The sequence below is a fragment of the Streptomyces sp. NPDC047072 genome (assembly GCF_040643855.1).
Classification (GTDB): domain Bacteria; phylum Actinomycetota; class Actinomycetes; order Streptomycetales; family Streptomycetaceae; genus Streptomyces.
The window spans coordinates 19,389-44,915 of sequence record NZ_JBEYVC010000077.1 but is presented as its reverse complement, the minus strand read 5'-3'; the positions used below and the strand labels follow the sequence as shown (position 1 = coordinate 44,915).

The 25,527-nt window shown below is 71.6% G+C and carries 24 protein-coding genes and 1 pseudogene; 11 read left to right on the top strand and 14 right to left on the bottom strand.

Going from position 1 to position 25,527, the window contains the following annotated elements:
• Nucleotides 1-101 precede the first annotated feature (101 nt).
• The 3 genes from ABZ896_RS28835 to ABZ896_RS28825 form a co-directional block, all read right to left on the bottom strand.
• On the bottom strand, nucleotides 102-629 hold the full coding sequence (locus tag ABZ896_RS28835; RefSeq protein WP_360935312.1) for a hypothetical protein: 528 nt from the start codon (nucleotides 627-629) through the stop codon (nucleotides 102-104).
• A 205-nt stretch (nucleotides 630-834) separates the two neighbouring features.
• Nucleotides 835-1,599, bottom strand: coding sequence for a hypothetical protein (locus ABZ896_RS28830; RefSeq protein ID WP_360935309.1), 765 nt, complete (start codon nucleotides 1,597-1,599; stop codon nucleotides 835-837).
• Between the two features lie 21 nt (nucleotides 1,600-1,620).
• On the bottom strand, nucleotides 1,621-2,202 hold the full coding sequence (locus tag ABZ896_RS28825) for a hypothetical protein (protein WP_360935306.1): 582 nt from the start codon (nucleotides 2,200-2,202) through the stop codon (nucleotides 1,621-1,623).
• 329 nt (nucleotides 2,203-2,531) lie between these two features.
• Between ABZ896_RS28825 and ABZ896_RS28820 the strand changes: the two genes are divergently transcribed.
• The 3 genes from ABZ896_RS28820 to ABZ896_RS28810 all read left to right on the top strand — a co-directional run bounded on the left by ABZ896_RS28820 (nucleotide 2,532) and on the right by ABZ896_RS28810 (nucleotide 6,671).
• Complete coding sequence (locus tag ABZ896_RS28820) at nucleotides 2,532-3,494, top strand: SCO0930 family lipoprotein (RefSeq protein WP_360935303.1); 963 nt, start codon at nucleotides 2,532-2,534, stop codon at nucleotides 3,492-3,494.
• A 223-nt stretch (nucleotides 3,495-3,717) separates the two neighbouring features.
• Nucleotides 3,718-4,539 carry an SAM-dependent methyltransferase gene (locus tag ABZ896_RS28815; protein ID WP_360935300.1) on the top strand — a complete coding sequence of 274 codons (822 nt, stop codon included), beginning with the start codon at nucleotides 3,718-3,720 and terminating at the stop codon, nucleotides 4,537-4,539.
• Nucleotides 4,536-6,671: an EAL domain-containing protein gene (locus ABZ896_RS28810; protein WP_360935297.1), complete on the top strand. Its 2,136-nt coding sequence runs from the start codon at nucleotides 4,536-4,538 to the stop codon at nucleotides 6,669-6,671. The genes ABZ896_RS28815 and ABZ896_RS28810 overlap by 4 nt, the downstream gene beginning before the upstream one ends.
• A gap of 36 nt (nucleotides 6,672-6,707) precedes the next feature.
• On the opposite strand, the gene ABZ896_RS28805 is transcribed toward ABZ896_RS28810, so the two are convergent.
• Nucleotides 6,708-7,592, bottom strand: a complete 885-nt coding sequence (locus ABZ896_RS28805; protein WP_360935294.1) for a LysR substrate-binding domain-containing protein — start codon at nucleotides 7,590-7,592, stop codon at nucleotides 6,708-6,710.
• Nucleotides 7,593-7,712: 120 nt separating this feature from the next.
• On the opposite strand from ABZ896_RS28805, the gene ABZ896_RS28800 reads away from it, so the two are divergent.
• The 6 genes and pseudogenes from ABZ896_RS28800 to ABZ896_RS28775 form a co-directional block, all read left to right on the top strand.
• On the top strand, nucleotides 7,713-8,384 hold the full coding sequence (locus tag ABZ896_RS28800) for a succinate dehydrogenase (RefSeq protein ID WP_360935291.1): 672 nt from the start codon (nucleotides 7,713-7,715) through the stop codon (nucleotides 8,382-8,384).
• Nucleotides 8,385-8,386: 2 nt separating this feature from the next.
• Nucleotides 8,387-10,336 carry a fumarate reductase/succinate dehydrogenase flavoprotein subunit gene (locus ABZ896_RS28795; RefSeq protein ID WP_360935288.1) on the top strand — a complete coding sequence of 650 codons (1,950 nt, stop codon included), beginning with the start codon at nucleotides 8,387-8,389 and terminating at the stop codon, nucleotides 10,334-10,336.
• Nucleotides 10,333-11,082 (top strand): succinate dehydrogenase/fumarate reductase iron-sulfur subunit, encoded by a 750-nt coding sequence (locus tag ABZ896_RS28790; RefSeq protein ID WP_360935285.1) that lies wholly within the window; start codon nucleotides 10,333-10,335, stop codon nucleotides 11,080-11,082. Before ABZ896_RS28795 ends, ABZ896_RS28790 begins: the two co-directional genes overlap by 4 nt.
• A gap of 93 nt (nucleotides 11,083-11,175) precedes the next feature.
• Nucleotides 11,176-12,201, top strand: a complete 1,026-nt coding sequence (locus tag ABZ896_RS28785; RefSeq protein ID WP_360935282.1) for a hypothetical protein — start codon at nucleotides 11,176-11,178, stop codon at nucleotides 12,199-12,201.
• Between the two features lie 186 nt (nucleotides 12,202-12,387).
• Nucleotides 12,388-13,158, top strand: a complete 771-nt coding sequence (locus ABZ896_RS28780; protein ID WP_360935279.1) for a GNAT family N-acyltransferase — start codon at nucleotides 12,388-12,390, stop codon at nucleotides 13,156-13,158.
• Nucleotides 13,158-13,916: pseudogene (locus ABZ896_RS28775) on the top strand (lysophospholipid acyltransferase family protein); the annotation flags it as partial. The gene ABZ896_RS28780 and the pseudogene ABZ896_RS28775, both read left to right, overlap by 1 nt.
• Nucleotides 13,917-14,230: 314 nt before the next feature.
• Here ABZ896_RS28775 and ABZ896_RS28770 read toward each other — a convergent pair.
• Both ABZ896_RS28770 and ABZ896_RS28765 read right to left on the bottom strand, forming a co-directional pair.
• Complete coding sequence (locus tag ABZ896_RS28770) at nucleotides 14,231-16,567, bottom strand: excinuclease ABC subunit UvrA (RefSeq protein ID WP_360935276.1); 2,337 nt, start codon at nucleotides 16,565-16,567, stop codon at nucleotides 14,231-14,233.
• A 10-nt stretch (nucleotides 16,568-16,577) separates the two neighbouring features.
• Entirely contained in the window at nucleotides 16,578-17,576 is a 999-nt protein-coding gene (locus ABZ896_RS28765; RefSeq protein ID WP_360935273.1) for an LLM class flavin-dependent oxidoreductase, read from the bottom strand.
• A gap of 107 nt (nucleotides 17,577-17,683) precedes the next feature.
• Here ABZ896_RS28765 and ABZ896_RS28760 point away from each other — a divergent pair, with 107 nt between their 5' ends.
• Entirely contained in the window at nucleotides 17,684-18,358 is a 675-nt protein-coding gene (locus tag ABZ896_RS28760; RefSeq protein WP_360935270.1) for a nucleotidyltransferase domain-containing protein, read from the top strand.
• Here the strand turns inward: ABZ896_RS28760 and ABZ896_RS28755 are convergent.
• The 3 genes from ABZ896_RS28755 to ABZ896_RS28745 form a co-directional block, all read right to left on the bottom strand.
• Nucleotides 18,337-19,512 (bottom strand): GTP-binding protein, encoded by a 1,176-nt coding sequence (locus tag ABZ896_RS28755; protein ID WP_360935267.1) that lies wholly within the window; start codon nucleotides 19,510-19,512, stop codon nucleotides 18,337-18,339. The genes ABZ896_RS28760 and ABZ896_RS28755 overlap by 22 nt on opposite strands.
• 7 nt (nucleotides 19,513-19,519) lie before the next feature.
• A complete protein-coding gene (gene rpmF, locus ABZ896_RS28750; protein WP_360935264.1) occupies nucleotides 19,520-19,690 on the bottom strand; it encodes a 50S ribosomal protein L32 in 171 nt (56 codons plus the stop codon).
• Nucleotides 19,691-19,752: 62 nt separating this feature from the next.
• Entirely contained in the window at nucleotides 19,753-20,160 is a 408-nt protein-coding gene (locus ABZ896_RS28745) for a (2Fe-2S) ferredoxin domain-containing protein (protein WP_360935261.1), read from the bottom strand.
• Nucleotides 20,161-20,217: 57 nt separating this feature from the next.
• Between ABZ896_RS28745 and ABZ896_RS28740 the strand changes: the two genes are divergently transcribed.
• Nucleotides 20,218-20,709: an HAD family acid phosphatase gene (locus ABZ896_RS28740; RefSeq protein WP_360935258.1), complete on the top strand. Its 492-nt coding sequence runs from the start codon at nucleotides 20,218-20,220 to the stop codon at nucleotides 20,707-20,709.
• A gap of 5 nt (nucleotides 20,710-20,714) precedes the next feature.
• Here the strand turns inward: ABZ896_RS28740 and ABZ896_RS28735 are convergent, their stop codons facing one another.
• The 5 genes from ABZ896_RS28735 to egtA are packed head-to-tail and all read right to left on the bottom strand — an operon-like array spanning nucleotide 20,715 to nucleotide 25,317.
• Complete coding sequence (locus tag ABZ896_RS28735; protein ID WP_360935255.1) at nucleotides 20,715-20,930, bottom strand: dodecin; 216 nt, start codon at nucleotides 20,928-20,930, stop codon at nucleotides 20,715-20,717.
• A gap of 43 nt (nucleotides 20,931-20,973) precedes the next feature.
• On the bottom strand, nucleotides 20,974-21,936 hold the full coding sequence (egtD, locus tag ABZ896_RS28730; protein WP_360935251.1) for an L-histidine N(alpha)-methyltransferase: 963 nt from the start codon (nucleotides 21,934-21,936) through the stop codon (nucleotides 20,974-20,976).
• The gene (egtC, locus tag ABZ896_RS28725; protein ID WP_360935248.1) at nucleotides 21,933-22,712 is read right to left on the bottom strand and encodes an ergothioneine biosynthesis protein EgtC; all 780 of its coding nucleotides are present in this window, start codon (nucleotides 22,710-22,712) and stop codon (nucleotides 21,933-21,935) included. Before egtC ends, egtD begins: the two co-directional genes overlap by 4 nt.
• Nucleotides 22,712-24,016, bottom strand: a complete 1,305-nt coding sequence (gene egtB / locus ABZ896_RS28720) for an ergothioneine biosynthesis protein EgtB (RefSeq protein WP_360935245.1) — start codon at nucleotides 24,014-24,016, stop codon at nucleotides 22,712-22,714. Before egtB ends, egtC begins: the two co-directional genes overlap by 1 nt.
• Nucleotides 24,013-25,317 carry an ergothioneine biosynthesis glutamate--cysteine ligase EgtA gene (egtA, locus tag ABZ896_RS28715; RefSeq protein WP_360935242.1) on the bottom strand — a complete coding sequence of 435 codons (1,305 nt, stop codon included), beginning with the start codon at nucleotides 25,315-25,317 and terminating at the stop codon, nucleotides 24,013-24,015. Before egtA ends, egtB begins: the two co-directional genes overlap by 4 nt.
• Nucleotides 25,318-25,527 lie beyond the last annotated feature (210 nt).

Genomic DNA, 25,527 nt, shown 5'->3' with positions numbered 1-25,527 from the left:
GTTGAGGAACGTGCCGCGTGAGTCGCTGAGCGCCCCGCCGAGCATCGTGTGCTGGTACCAGCGGTCCGGGGCGGAGGTCTGTGCGGGTCGCGGCGGAGACGTCAGGTGCCGTCCTCGCCGGTGCGGCGGCGGGAGAAGTGGTACGCCGCCCCGACCGACCCCGCGATCAGCGCGGCACCGAGCCCGATCTCCTTGAGGTCGAACCCGGCGAGGCTGCCGCCCTCACCGGCGTGCACACCCCGGCCGGGGTAGAGCGGCACCGGGGTGGGCCCGACCGGACGCCCGCCGGCGATGGTCAGCCCCGTGGAGCCGCTCACGCCGTCACACGTGAACGTCACCTGGTACACCGCGCCGGGTTTGGCGTCCCAGTCGACGACGGCCGTCGCCTGGCTCTTGCCGGAAGGGATGGTGATGGTGTCGAAGACCGCAGAGGTGACGGTCGCCGAGCCCTTGCAGCCGCCGTTGTCGCGCTCGAGCAACAGCGTCACCTGTCCGCCCGCGGCGATTGTCGAGGGCAGAACGCTGAAGCCGAAGGGCGTGACCTCGCCCTTGGCCACGGCGGCCGGTGCGGAGAAGGCCAGGGCACTGAGGCCCAGCAGTGCGGCCGAAGCGACGCGTATCGCGCGCATGGTGAATCCTCCGGTCCCCGAGGAGCAGCTGCGGACCTTTTCCGCTTGCGCCAAAAATGCACCTCGATGACCGAAACGCTAGGAACAGGTGTACGTCCGCGCGATCGCAGTCGGGCGAATGGGGCACGGGTGTGGGCCGCTCAGGGGACGCCGACGGCGTGTCGGCCGCCGGACGTCCCCCGAACGCCCCCGTGGTGAGACGCCGTCAGCCCTTGGCGCCCGGGAAGAGCGCGAGGAAGGGTTCCGCGGTCGCCGTGATGCCCCGGCTGTAGGGGGCGTCGAAGTCCCAGATCAGGAAGAGCAGGAACGCGATCAGCGCGGAGAACAGCCCGGCGAGGATCAGCTCGCGGGGCGTACGCCTGATCTGGAGGGCGAAGACCATGCCGATCGTGATGACGGCCCCGCCCAGCAGGCCGAACCAGACCACGCCCGGCATGGTCGGCTCGATGGAGTCCGCGCGGGCGTTGCGGGCCTGGTCGACCGCGGCGACCTGGTCGACCAGCGGCTGGTAGGCCTGGGCCTCGAAGTCGCTCTTCGGCTGGTAGGAGGTGACGTCCGTGCGGAGCCGGTCGAGGAGTTCGGTGCCCCGCTCGGTGGTCCGGCCGTGGTCGGCCATCTCCTTCCACTCCACGGTGACGACGTGTCCGACATAGGCGTTGACATCGTCCCGAATGCTGTCACGGACGTCGGCCGGGTAGACCTGGACCCGCTCCGAGATCTCGTGCAGCGCCTGGGCCTCCGCCTGGACGTGGTCCTGGGCGCCGCTGCGCGCCTCCCAGACTCCCGCGATGGCCAGGCCCAGGACGATGGCGTACACCACTCCGATCCACATCGTCATGTACTCGATGACGTCGGGCGTCTCGCTGGGGTCCTCGTCCACGGCCGCCGTCTTGTGGCGGACGAGGGTGATGACCACGACCACGACACATGCGGCCGCCATCGCGAGGATGAGAACAAGCCATTCCGGCAAGGGATGCCTCCAGGATCGGCACTAGCGGGGCCGCAGAGCGGCCACGGCGACCACCGCGGGCGCGGTGATGAGCAGGACGTAGACGACCGGTGAGGTCGTGCTGTGGGTGGGCCGCCGGGGCGGCTGTGCGTGGTGGTAGGCCGGGTAGCTGATCCGGGTCGCGGAGGGGCCCGGGGCGGGCTTCGGCGACGGCTTCGGCTTCGGCGGGGTGGGCGTCGGGGTCGGGGTGGGCGTGGGTGTCGGGGTGGCCGGCGGCAGCGGAGCCGCGGGCCGGGGTGCGGGTGGCGGAGTCGATGGCGGCGGCTCGGGTTCCGGGGTGGGGGTCGGTTTCTTGGGTGGCGGTTTCGGCGTGGGCGTCGGTGTGGGCTCGGGCGTCGGAGTGGGGGTCGGGGTGGGGGTGGGGGTGCACGGAGGTTCGGGCGGCGGTGGGGGTGGTGGCGGAGGCGGTGGTGTCGGTTTCGGGCACACCGGGGGAGTGGGCCAGGTGAGGCTGCCCGCGACGGCCACCGCGACGGTGCCGTCCGGCCCGGTCGACGCGTACGCGCAGGCGTCCGCCGTGGCGACCTCGGCCGGCGCGCCGACGAAGGCCCACGTCAAGGTCAAGAGCGCCAACACCCGTATGGCGGAAGCGGTTTGAGACGATTCAGGACGATGCACGACGGAGATCATGAGGCCTGTCGCGCCGTCCTACGCGCGGGCGCGAAAGGATTGGTCCGAAGGAGGGACAAAGGGCGCCCCGATGTTTGAACCGCGGCCGCCCGCAGGAGTGGCTGGAGGGACGTATGTGCGATCCGGGGCGGGTGATGTCACAGCTCCCGGAAAGAAATTTGCGCCGCGATTGAACACACCCCCCGCTCCGCTGCGTACCCAATGCCGTGCGGCGGCGCAGCAGGGCGCTGCAACATCCTTGGGATTATGGGGAGTTGTTGACGATGAAGACCTCCTGGCGGAGTGCCTCACTCGTGGCGGGCGCCGCGGCGGTGCTGTTGCTGACGACGGCCTGCGGCCAGGAAAGCGGCACCTCGTCGGTGGGCAGCCAGAACGTCGGTGCCACGGCCCCGGCCGGCGGCTACGGCGGAGTCGGCGCCGGTATCGGCACCGGGACCAGCCCGAGCGCGAGTTCGACCGCTGCCGGCGGGTCGAATCTGGGGGCCCAGTCGGCGGCCGCCGGGAAGCTGCAGGTCTCCGAGAGCGCCGAACTGGGTGAGGTGCTGAACGACAGCGGCGGTCTCACCCTCTACCGCTTCGACGAGGACACCGCCGAGCCGCCGAAGTCGAACTGCAACGGCGAGTGCGCGACCACCTGGCCGCCGGTGCCCGCGGACGACGCCTCGGCCGGTGCCGGCATCGACAAGGCGCTCCTCGGCGAGGTGACCCGGGCCGACGGCACCAAGCAGCTGACCGTCGGCGGCTGGCCCGCCTACCGCTACGTGAAGGACACCAAGGCCGGCGACCTCACCGGCCAGGGCGTGGGCGGCAAGTGGTACGCGCTGGCCCCCGACGGCAAGAAGGCCAAGTCGGCCGACCTGGCCGGGCTCTCCACGCGCAACGACCCCACCCTGGGCGAGATCGTCGTCGACAAGAACGGCATGACGGTCTACCGCTTCGTCAAGGACAAGGCGTGGCCCGAGCCGGTCTCCAACTGCAACGGCGCCTGCCTGGAGAAGTGGCCGGTCGTCGCCCCCGTGTCGGCGAACGACACCAAGGGCGTACAGAAGAAGGGCCTGATGAGCTTCACCCGCTCGGACGGTGTCAAGCAGCAGACGGTCAACTGCTCGCCGATCTACACCTTCATCAACGACAAGGAGCCCGGCGACACCAACGGCCAGGGCGTGGGCGGCACGTGGTACGCCGTCCGTCCCAACGGCGACCTGGTGGGCGCGCCCAACAAGTAGCCCTACCAGCAGGCTCCGGCCGCCACGATCCACCGGTCCGACCCCTCCACGCCGCACGGAGGGGTCGGACCGGTTTGCCGTCATTCCCCCCGACTCGCACAACGGCACGTGCCGCGGGCAGTGACCGGGAACGGATGGTCAATTTCCGTTTCTGCTCGCTCCTTTGGCGGGCGATCAGTAGCCTCAGCTCGAACACCGGATCGTCTACGCCTTGGAGAGATAGATGGAGCGTCCCGCCTGGGCTCCCCGGAGCATCGACATCTCGGTGCCGAGCGTCGCGCGCATCTACGACTTCTACCTGGGCGGTTCGCACAACTTCGAGGCCGACCGGGCGGCGGCCCGCAAGGCGATGGAGTTCGCGCCGGGGCTGCCGAAGATCATGCAGGCGAACCGGGCGTTCATGAGGCGGGCGGTACGGTTCGCGGCCGCCGAGGGCATCACCCAGTTCCTCGACATCGGCTCCGGCATCCCCACCTTCGGCAACGTCCACGAGGTCGCCCAGAGCGCGAGCCCCGGGGCCCGCGTCGTCTACGTCGACCACGATCCGGTGGCCGTCGCGCACAGCCAGGCGGTCATCGCGGACAACCCGGACGCGGGCGTCGTCGCGGCCGACCTTCGCAAGCCCGAGGAGATCCTCGCGAGCCCCGAGGTCCAGCGACTGATCGACCTGAAGCGGCCGGTGGCGCTGCTCCTCGTTGCCATACTGCACTTCGTGGAAGACGCGGACGACCCCTGTGGTGCGGTGGCGCGGCTGCGCGACGCGCTCGCGCCCGGCAGCCTGCTGGTGCTGACGCATGCCGCGTACGAGGGAATCCCGCTGTCGCAGGAGCAGGTTCAGGGCGCGATGGACGTGTACGAGGACATCCGCAACCCGCTGATCATGCGCTCACGCGACGAGATCGCACGGTTCTTCGAGGGGTACGACATGGTGGAACCCGGACTGGTGGCGATGCCGCGGTGGCGGCCGGAGTCGGAGAACTGGGACCCCGACGACGAGGACCCGTGGGCCTTCTCCCAGTTCGCCGGCGTGGGGCGTACCGCGTGATCGCCGAGCCGGACGGGCCGGAGGACAGACTGCGCCGGTTCGCGACGATCTGGAGCCGGGCTGTCTTCCCGGTCACGTCGACCTCCTCCACCCGGCCGGAGTTCGAGGAGCAACTGCTGCCGCTGGCCCGCCGGTTGAGCGAGGCCCTCAGGGCCAGGACCCTCGACGCGGACGAGGGCCGGGCGGTGGGCGCCGCCCTGGTCGCCGCGCACTGCACCGACCCGGACGCCCTGACCCGCTCCCTGGACTGCGTCGACGCCTACCTGGTCCTGTACTGCGGCCAGGACGGCGACCCGGAGGACCTGCGCAGCCGGTCGGCGCGGCTCCAGCACGCCATGGCGGCCGGTTTCGCCGGAGCGCTGCGCGAGCGGACCCTGGCCGAGCAGGAGGCCATCGCCCAGGCCGCGCTCCAGGCCCAGGGCGTGGTCGCGCAGGCGCTGCACGCCAGCGAGGCCCGCTTCCGCGCGGTCTTCGAGGGCGCCGCCATAGGGATCGGGATGGCCGACCTGGAGGGCAACATCCTCCAGGTCAACGGCGCGCTGCTGCGGATGTTCGGGATCTCCGAGCAGACCATGCAGAGCCGGAACGTCCGGGAGTGGACGCACCCCGAGGACGCGCCCCAGACCTGGACGCTCTACGACGAGCTGGTGCGCGGCGAGCGCGAGCACTACCACCTGGAGAAGGCGTTCTACCGCCCCGACGGAACGGTCCTGTGGACCAACCTGACGGTCTCCCTGCTGCGCGACGCCGACGGCAACCCGCAGTACCAGCTGGCCCTCATGGAGGACACCACCGAGCGCCGCCTGCTCAACCTCCGGCTGCGCTACGAGGCCACGCACGACGCGCTCACCGGCCTGCCCAACCGCACCTTCTTCTTCGAGCGCCTGGAGAAGGCGCTCGGCGCGGGCGCGGGCCAGCGCTTCGGCCTGTGCTACCTCGACCTCGACGGCTTCAAGACCGTCAACGACAGCCTCGGCCACGCGGCCGGCGACCGGCTGCTCGTCGAGGTCGCCGACCGGCTCCAGGGCTGCGCGACGGCCCCCGGCGAGATGGTCGCGCGGCTCGGCGGCGACGAGTTCGTGGCCCTCACCACCGGCCCGGAGACCGAACGCGACGTCGACGAGCTGGCCTCCCGCATCATGAACGCCCTCATCGCGCCGATCAGCATCGACGGGCGCGAACTGACCGTGCGCGGCTCCATCGGCATCGTCGAGGGGCCGGCCGGGGAACGCAGTCCGGCGGAGGTGCTGCGCAGCGCCGACATCACGATGTACCGGGCCAAGTCGGCGGGCGGCAACCGCTTCGAGCTCGCCGACGAGGAGGCTGACGCCCGCGCCATCACCCGGCACGGCCTGACCACGGCGCTGCCGGCGGCGCTGGAGCGGAACGAGTTCTTCATCGAGTACCAGCCGCTGGTCCACCTCGGCGACGGCACCGTGCGCGGCGCCGAGGCGCTGGTGCGCTGGCTCCACCCGCAGCACGGCGTCCTCGGGCCCGACCGGTTCATCCCGCTCGCCGAGCACACCGGACTGATCGTGCCGCTCGGCCGCTGGGTCCTGGAGCAGTCGGTCCGCCAGGCCCGCGAGTGGCGAGAACGCTACGGCGATGCCGTGCCCCTGCGGATCAACGTCAACCTCTCGCCGTGCCAGCTCACCCACCCGGGACTGGTCCAGGAGACCGTCGACATCCTGGAGCGGGCGGGTGTCGCGCCGGAGACCCTCTGCCTGGAGGTCACCGAGTCGGCCCTCATCGGCGCCGACGACGACCTGCTCAAGCCGCTGCGCCGGCTCGCCGAGATGGGCGTCGACATCGCCCTGGACGACTTCGGCACCGGTTACTCGAACCTCGCGAACCTGCGCCGCCTGCCGGTCAGCATCCTCAAGCTGGACCGCTCCTTCACCCAGAGCATGCAGCAGTTCCCGGCCGACCCCGTGGACCTCAAGATCGTCGAGGGAATCGTCTCCCTCGCCCACAGCCTGAACCTCGCGGTGACGGTGGAGGGCGTGGAAACAGGGGCCCAGGCCGAGCAGCTGCGGATACTGGGCTGCGACACGGCCCAGGGCTGGTACTACGCCCGCCCGGGCCCGCCGGAGAAACTGCACGAGCTGGCACTGGTGGACGCGACGGGGTGACCTTCCCGGTGGGATGACCTCCCCGGTGGGGTGACCTCATCGTTCCAACAGCATCCGCTGCAGCTCCCTGGCCGCCCGCGGCGGAGCCACGTCGCTGCGGTGGGCCAGGGCGATCGTGCGGTGCAGGCCGGGGCGGGCCAGTGGCGTGACGTGGAGGTCCCGGCCCGACCGGGAGGCGACCATCCGGGGAACGACCGCGACACCGAGCCCCGCCCGCACAAACCCCAACACCGCGTCCATCTCACCGCCCTCCACAGCGAAGTCCGGCTCGAATCCCTCCGCGCGACAGGCGGCGACCGTCAGTTCCCGCAGGTCGTACCCGTGCCGGAACATCACCAGCCGCTCCCCCTCCAGGTCGGCGATCCGCACGGTGTGCGCCGCCCGCCCAGGCCGGGGCGCATCCGGCGAGGACACCACCACCAGGTCCTCCCGCAACAGCTCCACCGTGGTGAGCGCCGGCGACGGCGTGGGCAGCGGCAGCACCACCAGCGCCAGATCCAGCGCACCGCGCGCGAGCCCCCGTACGAGATCGTGGGAGCCGCCCTCCTCGATCAGCAGCCGGATCCCGGGATAGCGGTCGTGGAACGCGCGCAGCACGTCCGGCAGCAGCCCCGTGCACAGGCTCGGTGTCGCCCCCAGCCGGATCCGTCCGCTGCGCAGATTCACCAGCTCCAGCACCTCGTGCCGGGCCGTGTCCGCGTCCGCGAGGATGCGCCGGGCCAGCGGCAACAGCGCCTCCCCGGCGTCGGTGAGCGTGATGTTCCCCCGCGCCCGCAGAAACAGATCGGCCCCCAACTCCCGCTCCAGCGCCCGAATCTGCTGCGACAACGACGGCTGCGCGACATGCACCGTCTCGGCGGCACGGGTGAAGTGCCGGGTCTCGGCCACCGCCACGAAGTACTGGAGCTGCTGGAACTGCATCGCCCCAGCATAGGCTACGGCTATGGAAACGAGCCGGATCATGTCTTGGACCAATCAGGCGGTACGGCCGTAGCGTCTTGAACCATGGCTCTGGCAACGCGGACGGACCGACGGCCGTCCATGGCACGCACCGTGTGGGACAGCACCGTCGGCAAGAAGACGGTCATGGCCGTCAGCGGGCTGATCATGCTGCTCTACCTGGTCGTCCACATGATCGGGAACCTGAAGATCTTCTTCGGGCCGGGGGAGTTCAACCACTACGCGCACTGGCTGCGGACCGTCGGCGAGCCCTTCATGCACTACGAGTGGACGCTCTGGCTGATCCGGATCGCGCTGGTCGTCGCCGTGGTCGCGCACGCCACCTCCGCCTACCAGCTCAGCCGCCGCGACATCAGGGCGCGGCCCAGCAAGTACGTGCACAGGAAGCCGCGATCGAGCTACGCCACGCGCACCATGCGCTGGGGCGGGATCATCCTCGGCCTGTTCATCGTCTGGCACATCCTGGACCTGACCACCGGCACCGTGCACTCCGGCGGCTTCCAGGAGGGCCACCCGTACCAGAACGTCGTGGACACCTTCTCCACCTGGTACGGCAACGTCATCTACATCGTCGCGATGCTCGCCCTCGGCCTGCACGTCCGGCACGGCTTCTGGAGCGCCGCCCAGACCCTCGGCGTCGGCAGCCGCACCCGCGACCGAGCCCTCAAGGCCACGGCGAACGTCCTCGCGCTGCTGCTCACGGCCGGCTTCATCGCCGTACCCGTGGGCGTCATGACCGGAGTGGTGAGCTGAACATGACCTCATACGCGGACTACGCGACCGGGACGCCCGTCGAAGACGACAAGGCGCCCTCCGGACCCGTCAACGAGCGCTGGGACACACGCCGGTTCGAGGCCAAACTCGTCAACCCCGCCAACCGGCGCAAGCACACGGTGATCGTCGTCGGCACCGGCCTCGCCGGCGGCTCCGCGGGCGCCACACTCGCCGAACAGGGCTACCACGTCGTCCAGTTCTGCTACCAGGACTCCCCGCGCCGCGCCCACTCCATCGCCGCGCAGGGCGGTATCAACGCGGCCAAGAACTACCGCAACGACGGCGACTCCATCCACCGGCTCTTCTACGACACCGTCAAGGGCGGCGACTTCAGGGCCCGCGAGTCCAACGTCCACCGCCTGGCCCAGATCTCGGTCGAGATCATCGACCAGTGCGTGGCGCAGGGCGTGCCCTTCGCGCGGGAGTACGGCGGCCTGCTCGACACCCGGTCCTTCGGCGGGGTGCAGGTGTCCCGGACGTTCTACGCCCGCGGCCAGACGGGTCAGCAGCTGCTGCTGGGTGCGTATCAAGCGCTGTCGAGGCAGATCGCCGCCGGGAACATCGAGATGCACCCGCGCACCGAGATGCTCGACCTGATCGTCGTGGACGGGCGGGCGCGCGGGATCGTGGCCCGGGACCTGATCACCGGTCGCATCGACACCTACTTCGCGGACGCCGTCGTACTGGCGAGCGGCGGCTACGGCAACGTCTTCTACCTGTCGACGAACGCCATGAACTCCAACGCCACCGCCATCTGGCGGGCCCACCGGCGCGGTGCCTACTTCGCCAACCCCTGCTTCACGCAGATCCATCCGACCTGCATCCCGCGCACCGGCGACCACCAGTCCAAGCTCACCCTGATGAGCGAGTCGCTGCGCAACGACGGCCGGATCTGGGTGCCCAAGGCGCACGGGGACACGCGTCCGCCGGACAAGATCCCCGAGGACGAGCGCGACTACTACCTGGAGCGGATCTACCCGTCCTTCGGCAACCTGGTCCCGCGGGACATCGCCTCCCGCGCCGCGAAGAACGTCTGCGACGAGGGGAGGGGCGTCGGTCCCGGCGGGCAGGGGGTCTACCTCGACTTCGCCGACGCCATCAGGCGCATGGGCCGCAAGGCCGTCGAGGCCAAGTACGGCAACCTCTTCGACATGTACCAGCGGATCACCGACGAGGATCCGTACGAGGTGCCGATGCGGATCTACCCCGCCGTGCACTACACGATGGGCGGGTTGTGGGTCGACTACGACCTCCAGACCACCGTGCCGGGCCTGTTCGCGATCGGGGAGGCCAACTTCTCGGACCACGGCGCCAACCGGCTCGGCGCTTCGGCGCTGATGCAGGGACTCGCCGACGGCTACTTCGTCCTCCCGGCGACCATCAACGACTACCTCGCCCGCAACCCGCACCAGGACGCGGTGACCGACGAACACCCGGTCGTGCAGGAGGTGTTGGCCGAGACCGAGGACCGGATCAACCTGCTCCTCGCCGTCGACGGCGACCGTACGCCCGACTCCTTCCACCGCGAACTCGGTGAACTGATGTGGGAGTTCTGCGGGATGGCCCGTACGGACTCCGGACTGCGCAAGGCGCTGGAGCGCATCCCGCAGATCCGCGAGGAGTTCTGGCGGCGCATCAAGGTGCCCGGCACCGGCGAGGAGTTCAACCAGTCGCTGGAGAAGGCGAACCGCATCGTCGACTACCTGGAGCTCGCCGAGCTGATGTGCCTCGACGCGCTGCACCGCGCCGAGTCCTGCGGCGGCCACTTCCGCGAGGAGTCCCAGACCCCGGACGGCGAAGCGGCGCGCAGGGACGAGGAGTTCGGCTACGCGGCGGCCTGGGAGTTCACAAGTACCGGCTCCGCCCCCGTCCTGCACAAGGAAGACCTGGTCTTCGAGTACGTCCACCCCACCCAGCGGAGCTACGCATGAAGCTCACCCTGCGCGTCTGGCGGCAACGAAACGCCGACGCCGACGGCGCCATGTCCACCTACGAAGTGGACGGCATCTCCCAGGACATGTCGTTCCTCGAAATGCTCGACACCCTCAACGAGGAACTCATCCTGCGCGGTGAGGACCCGGTGGCCTTCGACCACGACTGCCGCGAGGGCATCTGCGGCGCGTGCTCCCTCGTCATCAACGGGGACGCGCACGGCCCGGAGCGGACCACCACCTGCCAGCTGCACATGCGGTCCTTCCAGGACGGCGAAACGATCGACGTCGAACCGTGGCGGGCGTCCGCCTTCCCGGTGATCAAGGACCTGGTGGTGGACCGGTCGGCGTTCGACCGGATCATCCAGGCCGGCGGCTACATCACCGCGCCCACCGGTGCCGCGCCCGAGGCGCACGCCACGCCGGTGCCCAAGCCCGACGCCGACTTCGCCTTCGAGCACGCCGAGTGCATCGGCTGCGGGGCCTGCGTGGCCGCATGCCCCAACGGGGCGGCGATGCTATTCACCTCGGCCAAGGTCAACCACCTGAACGTGCTGCCCCAGGGGGCGCCCGAGCGCGAGACCCGGGTGCTGGACATGGTGGCGCAGATGGACGAAGAGGGCTTCGGGGGCTGCACTTTGGCGGGGGAGTGCGCGACCGCGTGCCCGAAGGGGATCCCGCTGGTCTCCATCACCGGCATGAACAAGGAGTGGCTGCGGGCCACGCGCAAGGTCGCCAAGCGCTGACCACAGACGTTCGCCGTGACGTGCGGACGGGCGGGGCCGGGAGTGGTGCTCCCCGGCCCCGTCTCGTTCTTTCGCCGTCTGTACAGTGCGTCCATGATTTTCGGACGCAAGGGGCGGGAGCGGTTCCTGGAGGCCGTCACAGGTCTCGAGACCGCTGTGCGGGAACGCGACGGGCAGGGGGCTCAGCGCGCGATCCAGCAGATGTACGAGGGCTTCGACAAGGCGGGGGACCACGAACTCCACGCGGCGGGACCGCGGTTGGCCGTGCTGTTGCCGGAGATGCCGGCCGGGCCGCGCGCGATGACGGCCGTGGCGGTCGGCGCCTGCGTCGAGCGCGGGGCGGACGCGAGCCAGTGCGCGTCGTACGTCTTCGACGGGCTCGCCGGTGCGCTGGGCGCCGCCGCGGAGTTCTGCGAGCGCTGGGCGGCGACCGGCGGCGGAGACCTGCCCGACCACGACTCCGGCGACCCCGGGCCCGAGGTCCTCGAACGCGCCGGACAGACCGCGACCGCTGGTTGGTGGCTCCTGCCCCGCTGGGAGATGGCCACCGTCGCGATGCTCAACCGCCCCGAGGTCCGCACCGCACTCGGCTCCGGTCTGCGCACCCGGCTGCTGGAAGCCCTGCGCCCCGTCCAGGAGCTGTCCGGCCACGACTTCAAGTGCCTGCACTACGCCCTGCTCGTCCTGGACGACGAACCCCTCGTCGCCCTGCACCGCCCGACCGGCACCGGATACGCGCTGCGGATGACCGGCATAGGCGACAACTTCCAGCTGCACACCCTGCTCGCCGACGCCCTCGTGGGCGGCGGCCACGTCCCCGGCCACGCGCCCTCCGCCCAGGAGACCGCCGTATGCCGGGACGCGCCCGGCCAGGTGCCGACCACCGGGTCCTTCAACCTCGTGGGTCCGGACGGCGACTGGGTGTGGAACGAGGGCACGCCGTCGGACATCCCGGTCGTCGAAGGCGTACGCCTTCTCGTCCTGGACCCGCCGCCGTACCAGCGCGGCTGGCCCGCCGGACGGTTCTTCCCCGGCATGACCGGATCCCTCGTCCTGGAGCGGGTCCTCGACGCGAACGAGACGCGCGGATGGCTGGAACGCTGCGCTCCGGCGAAATGACGGCCACCTTCTGAGGGTTCGGGACGGGTGCGACAGCCCGGCCCGATCCGTTCAGCAACCGCACATCGGCTCTCCCCGCACCGGTCACGTGCATGTCAGTCGGCATCGGAAGAACAGGGGCGGCAGACCGCACTCCCCACGGTCTGCACCCGCTCCGCCGAACCGGCCCGCGACCAGGAGAGAGCCATGACCGGCGTTTCGACCCTCGACCGTCCCCCGCAGTCCACGGCACCCACCCGCTACACCGTCACCCTGGCCCGCGACGAGGACGACGTACGGGCCGCGCAGCGGCTGCGGCACGACGTGTTCGCCGGTGAGATGGGCGCCCTGCTCGCCAGCCCGGAACCGGGCCTCGACATCGACGGCTTCGACGCCTACTGCGACCACCTGCTGGTCCGCGACACCCTCACCGGCCAGGTCGTCGGCACCTACCGGCTGCTGCCCCCGGAGCGCGCCGCGGTCGCCGGACGCCTGTACTCCGAGGGCGAGTTCGACATCTCCCGGCTCGACGCCATCCGCCCCGGGCTCGTCGAGGTCGGCCGCTCCTGCGTGCACCCCGACCACCGCGACGGCGCGGTCATCGGCCTCATCTGGGCCGGCATCGCCCGCTACATGGTCGACCGCGGCCACGACTGGCTGGCCGGCTGCTGCTCGATCCCGCTCGCCGACGGCGGCGCCCTCGCAGCCGGCACCTGGGAGCGGGTACGGGCCAAGTACCTGGCTCCCGAAGAGTTCCGGGTACGGCCGCTGCTGCCCTGGGAGCCCGCGAACGGGACGCCCGCCGCCCACACGGAGCTGCCCCCGCTGCTCCGCGGCTACCTCCGCCTCGGCGCCTGGGTGTGCGGACAGCCCGCGCACGACCCGGACTTCGGGGTCGCCGACATGTACGTGCTGCTGTCGATGCGCCGGGTCAACGCGCGTTACCTGCGGCACTTCCTCTCGCTCGTCCCGGCCTGATGAGCGTCTGGCTGCCGAGCGCGCCCTGCACCCCCGGGGCCTGCATCGAGCGGACGCGATCCGCCACGGCCGTACCCCTGGCCGTGCTGCGGCTCGTCGCCGTCGTGGTGGTCCTGCTCGCCGGGATCTCCCTGATGCCGGTCGGCCGGTGGGTGCCGGCCGGCGCGGTCAGGTGGTGGTGCCGGGCGACGGTGCGGGCCGCCGGGCTCCGGCTCCGGATGTCCGGCACCGCCTCACCCACGGGCGGGCTGCTGCTGGTCGCCAACCACATCTCCTGGCTGGACATCCCGCTGCTCGCCGCCGTCCGCCCGGCCCGGATGCTCGCCAAGTCCGAGATCCGGGGGTGGCCGGTGGCGGGCGGGCTGACGGCGGGCAGCGGCGCGCTCTTCATCGACCGGGACCGGCTGCGCGCCCTCCCGGACACGGTCGCCCGCATCGCCGACGCTCTGCGCGCCGGCAGCGCGGTCGCGGTCTTCCCCGAGGGCAGCACGTGGTGCGGCCGGGCCCAGGGCCACTTCCGCCGGGCGGTCTTCCAGGCGGCCCTCGACGCGGACGTCCCGGTGCAGCCCGTACGCATCCGCTACCGGGTCGCCGGGGGAGCGGCGAGCACGGCCCCCGCCTTCATCGGCGAGGACTCCCTGCTGGCATCGGTGTGGCGGGTGGTGTCGGCGCGCGGTCTGGTCGCCGAGGTGGAGGTCGCGGAGCCGGTGGCAGCGGGCAGTCACACGGACCGCAGGGCGCTGGCGGCGACGGCGCAGGCACGGGCGTGGGGCGAGGGAGCGGCGGCCATCCACTCGACGGCTGACGCCTACCTGGCCGGGGGCACGGTTCTGACCGTCGGCGCTCATCTGGTCGGGGGCACCGGTGCGATCGCCGGCGCTCACCTGGTCGGGGGTACGGGCCCAGGCGTCGGCGCTCACCTGGCCGAGGGCATCTGCCCAGCCGTTGGCGCCCACCCCGCCGCGGACGCCCACCCGCCTGCCGACTCCCACCCGATCGACCCGCGCCCCGGACAAGGCCCCCGAGACGTCGTCCCTCCGCGTCGGCCGAGCCGCCCCCGGCTGCTCGCCCCTCAGCCGCCCGGCGTCAGCGCCCGTGTCAGATAGGGCGCCGTAGCGCTCCCCGCGACCCCCGCGACCTCCTCCGGCACCCCCGCCGCCACGATCCGTCCGCCCGCGTCCCCGCCGCCCGGCCCCAGGTCGACGACCCAGTCGGCGCCCGCCACGACCGTCATGTCGTGCTCGACGACGATGACGGTGTGGCCGGCGTCGACGAGGCCGTGGAGCTGGCGCAGCAGGACCTCGACGTCGGCCGGGTGGAGGCCGGTGGTGGGTTCGTCGAGGAGGTAGAGGGTGTGGGCGTGCCGCACCCGCTGGAGTTCGCTCGCGAGCTTGATGCGCTGGGCCTCGCCGCCGGACAGCTCCGTGGCGGGCTGGCCGAGTCGCAGATAGCCGAGACCGACATCGAGGAGGGCGGCGAGGCTGCGGGCGACGGACGGGGTGTCCGCGAAGAACTCCGCCGCCGACTCCACCGTCAGGTCGAGCACCTGCGCGATGTTCCGTCCCCGGTACGTCACTTCGAGCGTCTCGGCGTTGTAGCGGGCCCCGCCGCACTCCGGGCACGGCGCGTAGGTGCTCGGCAGGAACAGCAGCTCCACGCTGACGAACCCCTCGCCCTGACAGGTCTCGCAGCGCCCGCCCGCCACGTTGAAGGAGAACCGGCCGACCCCGAAGCCGCGTTCCCGAGCCCCGTCAGTGCCGGCGAACACCTTGCGCACGACGTCGAACAGCCCTGTGTAGGTGGCCAGGTTGGAGCGCGGGGTCCGCCCGATCGGCTTCTGGTCGACCGACACCAGTCGCCCGACGCCCTCCAACTCCTCGGTGATCTCCCCGACCAGCGTCGACTTGCCCGAACCCGACACCCCGGTCACCGCGGTGAACACCCCGAGCGGGAACTCGGCGGTCACTCCGCGCAGGTTGTGCCGGTTGACCGGACCGACCTTCAACTGCCCGCGGGGGGAACGGACGTGTCGTACCGGGGCAGCCGCGCGGTCGAAGAGGAAACGGGCCGTGGCCGACTCCGCCACCGAGGCCAGCCCGGCGACCGGCCCGCTGTACAGCACCCGCCCGCCGTGCTCGCCGGCGAGCGGACCCACGTCCACCAGCCAGTCGGCGCCGCGCACGACGTCAAGGTGGTGCTCGACCACGAACACGGAGTTGCCGGCCGCTTTGAGCCGCTCCAGCACGGTCAGCAGCGCCTCGGTGTCCGCCGGGTGCAGTCCCGCGGAGGGTTCGTCGAGGACGTACACGACGCCGAAGAGCCCGGACCTCAACTGCGTGGCGAGCCGCAGCCGTTGGAGTTCGCCCGCGGAGAGGGTGGGGGTCGCGCGGTCGAGGCTCAGATAGCCGAGGCCGAGGTCGACGACGGGCGCGATACGGGCGGTCAGGTCCTCACTCAGAACGCGTGCCGTCTCGGAACGGGCGTCGCCGTCGAGCAGCGCGGCCAGCTCCACCAGGGGCATCGCGGTCAGTTCGGCGATCGTACGGCCGTCGAAGGTGACCGCCAGCGCCTCGGGCCGCAGCCTGCTGCCGCCGCACACCGCGCAGGGCTCGGAGACCAGGAAGCTCTCCGCCTTCGCCCTGAGGGCCGGGCTCTTGGAGTCGGAGAAGGTCTTCAGCACATAGCGGCGGGCGCTCATGTACGTGCCCTGGTACGGGCGTTGGATGCGGTCCGCGTCCCGCACCGGGTGCACGGTGACCACCGGCTGCTCGTCGGTGAACAGGATCCACTCCCGCTCCTCGGCGGGCAGCTCGCGCCAGGGCCGGTCCACGTCGTACCCGAGCGCGTCCAGGATGTCCCGCAGGTTCTTGCCCTGCCAGGCGCCGGGCCACGCGGCGATCGCGCCCTCCCGGATCGACAGCGACGGGTCGGGGACCAGCGACCGCTCGGTCGTACGGTGGACCCGTCCCAGGCCGTGGCACTCGGGGCAGGCTCCGGCGGCGGTGTTCGCGGAGAAGGAGTCCGAGTCGAGCCGCTCGGCGCCCGGCGGGTAGTCGCCGGCCCGCGAGAAGAGCATCCGGAGTGAGTTGGAGAGATTGGTGACCGTGCCGACGGACGAGCGGGACGTCGGCGACGAGCGGCGCTGCTGGAGTGAGACCGCGGGCGGCAGCCCGGTGATCTCCCCGACCTTCGGCGCCCCGACCTGGTGGATCAGCCGCCGTGCGTAGGGTGCCACCGACTCGAAGTACCGCCGCTGCGCCTCGGCGTAGACCGTCCCGAAGGCGAGCGAGGACTTCCCCGACCCGGAGACGCCTGTGAACACGGTCAACACGTCCCGAGGGATGTCGACGTCCACCCCTTGAAGATTGTGTTCACGGGCATCGCGGACGCGGACGTACGGATCGTGCATGTCAGCGACTCTAGCCGGAGACGATCGCGGCCAGCCTCCGGTAGGAGTCCAGCAGGGCCTCGCGCTCATAGGTGCTGGTGGTGACCAGGATCTCCTGCGCGCCCGTCTCCTTCAGGACCGTCTCCAGCTCGTGGGCGACCTCGGCCTCGGTGCCCGCGATGTGGCCGACGAGCCCGGACTCGTAGAAGCCGCGCTCCTTCGCGGTCATCGTGAGGGTCTCGACGCGCTCCGCGGGCGGGAGGGGCGGGAAGCTGCCGTGGGTGCGGGAGTACGCCATCGACCAGGCCTCCGGGATCAGCAGCCGCCGCGCCTCTTCCTGCGTGGCGGCGACCGCGACCGTGCCCGAGATCACGACGTACGGTTCGGCGGCCCAGGGAGAGGGGCGGAAGTGGGTGCGGTAGTGGTCGATGCCGCGCTGCGTCTTCTCGCGGTTGCGGAGGTCCCCGATGACCATCGGCAGGCCCGCGCGGGCGGCGATCGCGGCGCCCTCGCCCATGGCCAGCACGAACGGCGGCACGGTCAGGCCCTCGGCGGGACGGGCCCGTACTCCCGTCGGCGAGGTGCCCCGGAACCAGCCCAGCAGCTCGTCGAGCTGGCCCGCGAAGTCGTCGGCGTCGTCCTTGCCACGGCCCAGCGCCTTGCGCACCCCGTCCGTGAAGCCGACCGAACGGCCGAGGCCCATGTCGATCCGGCCCGGGAAGAGCGACTCCAGCACGCCGAACTGCTCGGCGACGACCAGGGGTTGGTGGTTCGGCAGCATCACACCGCCGGTGCCGACCCGGATCCGCTCCGTGGCCGAGGCGACGGCCGCGGCCAGCACGGTCGGCGCGGAACCGGCGACGCCGGGCACCCCGTGGTGCTCCGAGACCCACAACCGGTGATAGCCGAGCCCCTCCAGCTCCCGCGCCAGCTCCACGGTGTCCCGCAGCGCCTCCGCGTGCGTGCCGCCCTCGCGGGTGCGGGAGCGGTCCAGGACGGAGAAGCGGGTGGCGGCGATCAGGGAGCTCACATCAGGTTCAACACCTGGCGCGCCCGGACATTCCCGTCGGGGACCGCCCGTCGTGGGTCGCAGAAAACCGGGTGACGGGTATCCGTACAGGTCAGCACAATGGCCGGGTGACCGTCCCGAACATCCTCCTCTCCGGCATCGTCGGCTCGACCGCGTACGGCCTCGCCCGCGAGGGCTCCGACGTGGACCGGCTCGGCATGTTCGCCGCGCCCACCGAGACCCTCCTCGGCCTGCACACGCCGAAGGAGTCCCACGTCACCACCGCGCCCGACCGCACCCTGCACGAGGCGGCGAAGTGGTGCCGGCTGGCCCTTGGCGGCAACCCGACGGTCATGGAGCTGGTGTGGCTGCCGGACGAGCTGTACGAGACGCGCACCCCGCTCGGCGACGAACTCATCGGTATCCGCGGCTCGTTCCTGAGCGCCCAGCGGGTCCGGGACGCCTATCTCGGGTACGCCACCCAGCAGTTCAGGCGACTTGAGGGCCGCGACCGGGACCGGCGCACCGCCAAGCACGCCCGGCACCTCAAGCGCCTGTGCCACCAGGGCCTGGAGCTGTACGCGACCGGCCGGCTCGGCGTGCGGGTCGAGGACCCCGAGGAGTACCACCGCTTCGGGGAGAGCGTCGCCGCCGACCCCACGGTCGCGCGGTCGCTGCTCGCCCACTACGAGACGGTCTTCGCCGAGACCCGGTCCGTGCTCCCGGAGCACCCGGACGAGGCGCCGGCCGAGGCCTGGCTGCGCCGCGTCCGCGCGCATTTCTATGCGACGGCGGCCGCGTGACCGTGCTCCTCGTGGTCGCACGCCTCGTCGATCCCGTACGTGTCCCAGGCCGGGAAAGGATCCTCAGCCGCGAAGCCTTCGCCGTCCCGCAGCAGACAGGCGGTGAGGTCCGCGCGGAGCGTCTCTGCCTCCAACTGCGTCCCGATGAACACCAGTTCCTGGGCGTACGGCGCCTCGGTGTCCCGCGCGGCGGACGGCTCGAAGCGGGCCACCGAACCGGCCTGTGACCACAGCCCGGTCACGTGCGGACGGCTGGCCAGGGTGAAGAACCCCTTCGAGCGCAGGATCCGCCCGTACCGGTCGCTGTCCAGCTCCTCGGTCACGAAGTCCCACAACCGGCCTGGGTGGAAGGGGAGTTCGGAACGGAAGACGGTGGAGGAGACGCCGTACTCCTCCGTCTCGGGGATGTGCTCGCCGTTCAGCTCCTGTACCCAGCCGGGCGCCTGCTGGGCGCGGTCGAGGTCGAACAGGCCGGTCCCCAGGACCTGTTGGAGTGCCACCTTGCCGTGCACGGCCTCGACGATCCGGGCGACCGGGTTGAGCCGGGTGAGAGCCGCCCGCAGCCGGGCGGTCTCCTCCGCGCTCACCAGGTCGAGCTTGTTGAGGACCAGGACGTCGGCGAACTCGATCTGGTCGACGAGGAGATCGCTGACCGTGCGCTCGTCGTCCTCGAAGGGCGCGAGGCCGCGCTCGGCGAGTTCGTCGCCGGACGCCAGCTCGGGAAGGAAGTTGGCCGCGTCCACGACGGTGACCATGGTGTCGAGCCGGGCCACCTCCCCGAGCGTGGCGCCGTCGTCGCGGGCGAAGGCGAACGTGGCGGCCACGGGCAGGGGTTCGGAGATGCCCGAGGACTCGATGAGCAGGTGGTCGAAACGGCCCTCGCGGGCCAGCCGGTCCACCTCCTCCAGGAGGTCGTCGCGCAGGGTGCAGCAGATGCAGCCGTTGGTCATCTCGACCAGGCGTTCCTCGGTCCGCGACAGCGCGGCCTCGCCGCCGCGCACCAGCGCCGCGTCGATGTTGACCTCGCTCATGTCGTTGACGATGACGGCGACCCGCAGGCCCTCGCGGTTGGTGAGGACATGGTTGAGCAGGGTCGTCTTGCCCGCCCCGAGGAAGCCGGAGAGAATGGTGACGGGCAGGCGGTCGTACGGCATCCGGTCCTCAGCCCTCGGGACGCAGCAGGCCGCGCTCGTACGCCTTGACCAGGTGCTGCGGGACGAGATACGGGACGCCGTCGATTGTGACCGGCACCAGCTGCGGGGTGCCGGCCTTCCACTGCGCGCGGCGGTGGCGGGTGTTGCTGCGGGACATCTTCCGCTTGGGGACAGCCATGGGGAGAACCTCCTCGGTGGTGGGCACCGAGGACGCTACATGAAAATGGATCCCATTAACAATTAACGGCGGCGCCGCGAACGCACCCGCTCCTCCCGGGGCGGCTCGATGAACTGCAGCTCCAGCGCGACCGGCGGCTCGGCGACGCCCGGCCCGCCGGCCGCCGCCCACTCCACGATCTCCTCCGTGCAGTCGTCGTCCATGGCGAAGCCGATCCAGGTGGCCCGCCCACCGGCCCGCCGGCCGGTCGCGGAGGGCTGGACGACGATGACGTTCGGCTGGTCGCAGGGGCCGAGGCAGTCCGTCGTCCGTACCTGGAAGCCGCTCTCGGCCGCGGCCGCCCGCAGCCGCTCCAGCTGCCAGGCGTGGTCGAAGCCGGGGTGCTTGCGGGGGTCGCCGCAGCAGCAGCCCCGGCACACCACCAGGGTGCAGGGGCGCTGCCGGGCGGCGCCGATGAGGGTGGAAGACATGGGAGAAGCATGCGGTGCGCAGCGATCGCCGGGTCACACCGGGGCTAGGGTCACGGTGTGACCGACAGCAGCAAGCGCCCGCTCGCCGTGTTCGACCTGGACAACACCCTCGCCGACACGGCCCACCGGCAGCGGTTCCTGGAGCGGAGGCCGCGGGACTGGGACGCGTTCTTCGCCGCCGCCCCGAAGGACCCGCCGATCCCGGAGGGCGTCGCGCTGGCGCGGGCGAGCGCCGAGGAGTGCGAGGTCGTCTACCTCACCGGACGGCCCGAGCGCTGCCGACGCGACACGCTGGCCTGGCTTGCCGCGCAAGGGCTGCCGGAGGGCCCTGTGCACATGCGGCGCAACGACGACCGGCGGCCCGCCCGGCGCACCAAGCTGGAGACCCTCAAGAAGCTCGCCCGCAACCGCGAGATCCGGGTGGTGGTGGACGACGACGAGCTGGTCTGCGCGGACGCCCAACGCGCCGGTTTCACCGTCGTACGGGCGCGCTGGACCGCCCCTTCCGCCGCGCTGAAGGTCGCGCAGGAGCGGGAGGGGCGGACCTGAGGCCGTCAGTCGGACTCGTCCAGGCGGAAGCCCACCTTGAGCCCCACCTGCCAGTGGGCGATGTCCCCGTCCTCGATCTGCCCCCGCACCTGTGTCACCTCGAACCAGTCCAGGTTGTGGAGGGTCTGCGAGGCCCTGCTGATGCCGTTGCGGATCGCCTGGTCGACGCCGTCGGGCGAGGTGCCGACGATCTCGGTCACCCGATAGGTGTGATTCGTCATGGATCCACCGTGCCCCAGGGGACGGCGGAGCGCGAGCCGTCGGTCATCGCGCCATGCTCAGCGACAGCGCGAACCGGCCCGCCTCGTCCGTCCACCAGTGGGCCAACTCCAGACCCGTGGCGGACAGTTCGGAGCGCACTCCCTCCTTGCGGAACTTCGCCGAGATCTCGGTGCGCAGTTCCTCGCCGGGCTCGAAGTCGACGGCCAGGTCGAGTGCCGGGAGCTTCACCGTCTGGTCCGTGCGGGAGCGCAGCCGCATCTCGATCCACTCGTTCTCCCGGTCCCACAGGGCCACGTGGTCGAAGGCGTCCGGGTCGAAGTCGGCGTGGAGTTCGCGGTTGACGACGGTCAGGACGTTCTTGTTGAACTCGGCCGTCACCCCGGCCGCGTCGTCGTACGCCCTCACCAGCACGTCCTCGTCCTTGACCAGGTCGGTGCCGAGGAGCAGCGCGTCGCCGGGGGAGAGCAGGGACCGTACGGAGGTGAGGAACGCGGCGCGTTCGACCGGCAGCAGGTTGCCGATCGTGCCGCCGAGGAACGCCACCAGACGGGGGCCCGGGGTCTCCGGGAGCGTCAGCGCGGCCGTGAAGTCGGCGATCAGCGCGTGCACGCTCAGCCCCGGCCGCTCGGCGATCAGCGCGTGTCCGGCCTGGGTGAGCGCGCTCTCGCTGACGTCCACCGGCACGTACGTGTGCAGTCCGGTGAGCGCGTCGATGAGGTGGCGGGTCTTCTCCGAGGAGCCGGAGCCCAGCTCGACCAGGGTGCGGGCGCCGGTCGCCGCGGCGATCTCGCCGGAGCGGGCGAGGAGGATCTCCCGCTCGGCGCGGGTGGGGTAGTACTCGGGCAACTCGGTGATCTGCTCGAAGAGTTCGCTGCCGTGGGCGTCGTAGAACCACTTCGGCGGCAGCGTCTTGGGCGTGTGGGTCAGGCCCTTGAGGACGTCGGCGCGCAGGGCGGCCTCGGTGGCGTCCTCGGGCAGGGTGCGGGTGAGAAGGAACGGACTCACGTGCGGGGCTCCTTCAGTGGCAGCTCGGCTGGATCCTTGAGCGGGGTGAGCAGGACGTCGGTGCGGCTCGCCGCGAGCAGCGTGCGGTCGGGGACCTCCTGCCAGTGCGGATCGTCGTCGTACGGCTCGGAGGCGACGACCGTGCCGCCGCCGGGCCGGGCGAGGTAGAAGAGGGTGTCTCCCCAGGTGGTCGCGGCGATCGACTCGCCGTTGGTGAGCAGCAGGTTGAGCCGGGAGGCGGGGGCGGCCGCGGCGACCTCCAGGACGGTGTCGGCCAGCGCCTGGCCCTCCTCGTCGCCGTTGCTGAGCCGGTGGAGGACCAGCGCCCACACGAACGCCGAGTCGTTGCGGGCCTCCATCGACAGCAGGTCCGTCGCGGGCAGGGCCGGGGCCAGCGGCGCGAGCGAGCGGGGCCAGCCGGCGACCGCGCCGTTGTGGCTGAACAGCCAGGGACCCGAGGCGTACGGTGCCGCCGCGGCCTCGGCGTCGGCTCCCGCGAGGGTCGCGTCCCGAACGGCGGCCAGGAGGGCCTCCGTTCGCACGACCCGGCCGAGGTCCGCGAAGGACAGGTCCGCCCAGATGGGCCCGGCCCGGCGGTAGCGCGCCGGGACCGGGTCACCCTCGGCGTACCAACCGACCCCGAAACCATCGGCGTTGACCGTGCCGTACTTCTGCCGCCGCGGCGCCCAGGACTGCCGGTACAGGCTGTGCGCGGGCTCCACGAGGAGCCGGCCGAGCGGCTCCTCGGGTCCCAGGTAGGCAAGGTGACGACACATCAGACGGCTCCCGAGCGGGCCGTACGGAAACCGGAGAAGATCTGCCGCCGGATCGGGTAGTCCCAGTTGCGGAAGGTGCCCCGGCAGGCCACCGCGTCCACGGCGAACGAACCGCCGCGCAGCACCTTGTGGTCGGGGCCGAAGAACACCTCGGAGTACTCCTTGTACGGGAACGCCCGGAAGCCCGGGTACGGCTCGAAGTCGCTCGCCGTCCACTCCCACACGTCACCGATCAACTGCCGTACGCCGAGCGGGGATTCGCCCTCCGGGTAGCTGCCCGCCGGGGCCGGGCGCAGATGGCGCTGGCCCAGGTTGGCGTGGACCGGCGCGGGGTCGGCGTCACCCCACGGGTAGCGCGTCGAGCGGCCCGAAGTGGGGTCGTGCCGGGCCGCCTTCTCCCACTCGGCCTCGGTGGGCAGCCGCCGTCCGGCCCAGCGGGCGTACGCGTCGGCCTCGTACCAGCACACGTGCACCACCGGCTCGTCGGGCGGCACGACCTCGGTGACGCCGAAGCGCCGCCGCAGCCACTGCTTGCCGTCCCGGCTCCAGAACAGCGGGGCGGATATGGAGTGTTGGCGGATGTGCGCCCACCCCGCCGGTGCCCACCAGCGCTCCTCGTCGTAGCCGCCGTCCGCGATGAACGCCTGGTACTCGGCGTTGGTGACCGGGGTCGTGTCGATGTAGAAGGCGTCCACCTCGCGCCGGTGCGCGGGGCGTTCGTTGTCCAGCGCCCACGGCTCGTCCGAGGTGCCCATCGTGAACGGGCCGCCGGGGACGAGGACTTCGGACGGACCGGTGAACAGCGGCGCCGGTTCCGGGTCGGGGGCGGTCAGGGCCTGGGGGCCCTTGCGGAGCTGATGGGTGATCAGCATCGTCTCGTCGTGCTGCTGTTCGTGCTGGGCGATCATCCCGAAGGCGAACCCGGCCTCGGTGAGCCGGGTGCCGTGGAAGGCCGCCTTCTCCAGCACGTCCAGGACCCGGCCGCGCACGTCCGCCGCGTACCGGCGGGCCTCGGCGGGCGGCAGCAGGGGCAGGGTGGGGCGCTCCGAGCGGGGGTGCTCGAAGGCGTCGTAGAGACTGTCGATCTCGGGCCGGATCGCCTCCTGCCCGGCGACGGCCCGCAGCAGCCACTGCTCCTCCTGGTTGCCGATGTGCGCGAGGTCCCACACGAGCGGCGACATCAGCGGCGAGTGCTGGGCGGTCAGGTCGGGCTCCTCGACGCAGGAGGTCAGCAGCGTCGTCCGGTCCCGGGCGGTGACCAGGGTGGTCAGGGCCCGCTCGCGGAGCTTGTCGGCGTCGGTCATGCGAGGGAGTCCTTCCTGAGCGGACCGTGTGCCCGGTCCAGCAGGTCGTCGGCGGGGCAGCGGCCCCGCATCACATAGCGGTCCAGGTAGGCGGCGACGGCGTCCGTGACCGCGCGGCCCGCGCCGAGCCGGGGGAGCGCCTCCAGGGCGGCCAGGAAGCACGCGATGGCCGCCTCGTGCAGCTCCGGGTCGCGCAGACCCTGGCGGGCCGCGTCGATCCACAGCGGGTTGTGCGGGGCGGGCAGCCCCAGGGCGCGCTCGGCCAGCGGCTTGGCCGCGCGGTAGGCGGTCTCGGCGGCCTGCGGGTCGTCGAAGAGCGCCGTCGTCACCGCGAGCGGCACGATCCAGCCGTCCTCGCCGGGCTGGGCGTCGATCATGCGCAGCTCCAGGTGGCCGCGCGGTCTGACCGGCGGGAACAGTGTCGAGACGTGGTAGTCGAGATCCTCCCGGGTCGGCTGCCGGGGCACCCCGGAGCGGACCCACTGCCGGAAGGTGAGGTCCTCGGGGACGTCCCAGGGCCCGCTGTCCCGTCGTACGCACATCACCGGAGCGTTCAGGACGTGCCGGGCCCAGGCGCTGCGGGGGTCGGTGTCCAGGGACGGGCCGCCCGCGCGGCCCTTGCCGATCTCCAGCCACAGCAGCTGGCGGGTGGAGAGCCAGCCGGTGGGCTCGCCGCCGGCGAAGGGAGAGTTGGCGAACGCGGCCACCAGGACCGCGCCCAGTTGGTGGGCCAGCCACCAGCGGCGCCCGAGCCCCAGGGGGCCGGGCTCCTCGTACCCGGCGTCCAGGCAGACCTGGACGGAGGCGGAGGTGCACATCATGGCCCGTCCCGCCGGGCCTGTGCGGTCGAGGCAGGCCTCCATGGCGTCGTAACGCGGCTCGTGGAGGAATCTGCGAGGCGGGTGCCAGGGGTCGTTCCCGATGCCGGCGAGGCCGAGTCCGTGCTCGGCGAGGGCCGCCCGGACGGCGGCGAGGTCGGCGGAGACGGTGGCGATGCACTCGGTCAGCGAGTCGGCGGGCTGCGAGCTGAGCTCCAGCTGGCCGCCGGGCTCGACGGTGAGGGCCGAGGCGAGGGGCAGGGTGCGTACCGCGGCGTAGGCGGCCGCGAGTCGTTCATGGGTCACGGGGAGCTGCGGCATCCGCAGCTCGTGTATCAGCCATTCCAGTTCGACGCCGAGACGACGAGGGGGCCCGGTCTTGAAGCAGATCCCGCGGACCAGAGCCTCCAGCTCGGCCTCGGGGACGGATGTGCGGGGCTCCGTACAGTCACTCGGTGTACAGCCACTGGGGGCATCGGACATGTCAGGGTCCTCCTTGGTGGCCCGAGGGCAACTCGTCCCACCCAAAACCCTCGCGTCGTTTCGCACAAGGGGGCACATCACCGCAATAGAGGCCGTGAATCTCCGTTCTCGTGGCGTTCGCGAGGCGTTTTCCGGGCCGGCGCGGCGCCGGAAACCCGGTTGCCCGACACCCCCAGGATCGCCCACGATTCCTTCATGAGCACAACGGGG

Coding starts and splice junctions, on each gene's coding strand:
- ABZ896_RS28835 (WP_360935312.1), bottom strand. CDS start 629: ATGCGCGCGATACGCGTCGCTTCGGCCGCACTGCTGGGCCTCAGTGCC.
- ABZ896_RS28820 (WP_360935303.1), top strand. CDS start 2,532: ATGAAGACCTCCTGGCGGAGTGCCTCACTCGTGGCGGGCGCCGCGGCG.
- ABZ896_RS28815 (WP_360935300.1), top strand. CDS start 3,718: ATGGAGCGTCCCGCCTGGGCTCCCCGGAGCATCGACATCTCGGTGCCG.
- ABZ896_RS28805 (WP_360935294.1), bottom strand. CDS start 7,592: ATGCAGTTCCAGCAGCTCCAGTACTTCGTGGCGGTGGCCGAGACCCGG.
- ABZ896_RS28800 (WP_360935291.1), top strand. CDS start 7,713: ATGGCACGCACCGTGTGGGACAGCACCGTCGGCAAGAAGACGGTCATG.
- ABZ896_RS28795 (WP_360935288.1), top strand. CDS start 8,387: ATGACCTCATACGCGGACTACGCGACCGGGACGCCCGTCGAAGACGAC.
- ABZ896_RS28790 (WP_360935285.1), top strand. CDS start 10,333: ATGAAGCTCACCCTGCGCGTCTGGCGGCAACGAAACGCCGACGCCGAC.
- ABZ896_RS28785 (WP_360935282.1), top strand. CDS start 11,176: ATGATTTTCGGACGCAAGGGGCGGGAGCGGTTCCTGGAGGCCGTCACA.
- ABZ896_RS28780 (WP_360935279.1), top strand. CDS start 12,388: ATGACCGGCGTTTCGACCCTCGACCGTCCCCCGCAGTCCACGGCACCC.
- ABZ896_RS28770 (WP_360935276.1), bottom strand. CDS start 16,567: ATGCACGATCCGTACGTCCGCGTCCGCGATGCCCGTGAACACAATCTT.
- ABZ896_RS28755 (WP_360935267.1), bottom strand. CDS start 19,512: ATGCCGTACGACCGCCTGCCCGTCACCATTCTCTCCGGCTTCCTCGGG.
- rpmF (WP_360935264.1), bottom strand. CDS start 19,690: ATGGCTGTCCCCAAGCGGAAGATGTCCCGCAGCAACACCCGCCACCGC.
- ABZ896_RS28745 (WP_360935261.1), bottom strand. CDS start 20,160: ATGTCTTCCACCCTCATCGGCGCCGCCCGGCAGCGCCCCTGCACCCTG.
- ABZ896_RS28735 (WP_360935255.1), bottom strand. CDS start 20,930: ATGACGAATCACACCTATCGGGTGACCGAGATCGTCGGCACCTCGCCC.
- egtC (WP_360935248.1), bottom strand. CDS start 22,712: ATGTGTCGTCACCTTGCCTACCTGGGACCCGAGGAGCCGCTCGGCCGG.
- egtB (WP_360935245.1), bottom strand. CDS start 24,016: ATGACCGACGCCGACAAGCTCCGCGAGCGGGCCCTGACCACCCTGGTC.
- egtA (WP_360935242.1), bottom strand. CDS start 25,317: ATGTCCGATGCCCCCAGTGGCTGTACACCGAGTGACTGTACGGAGCCC.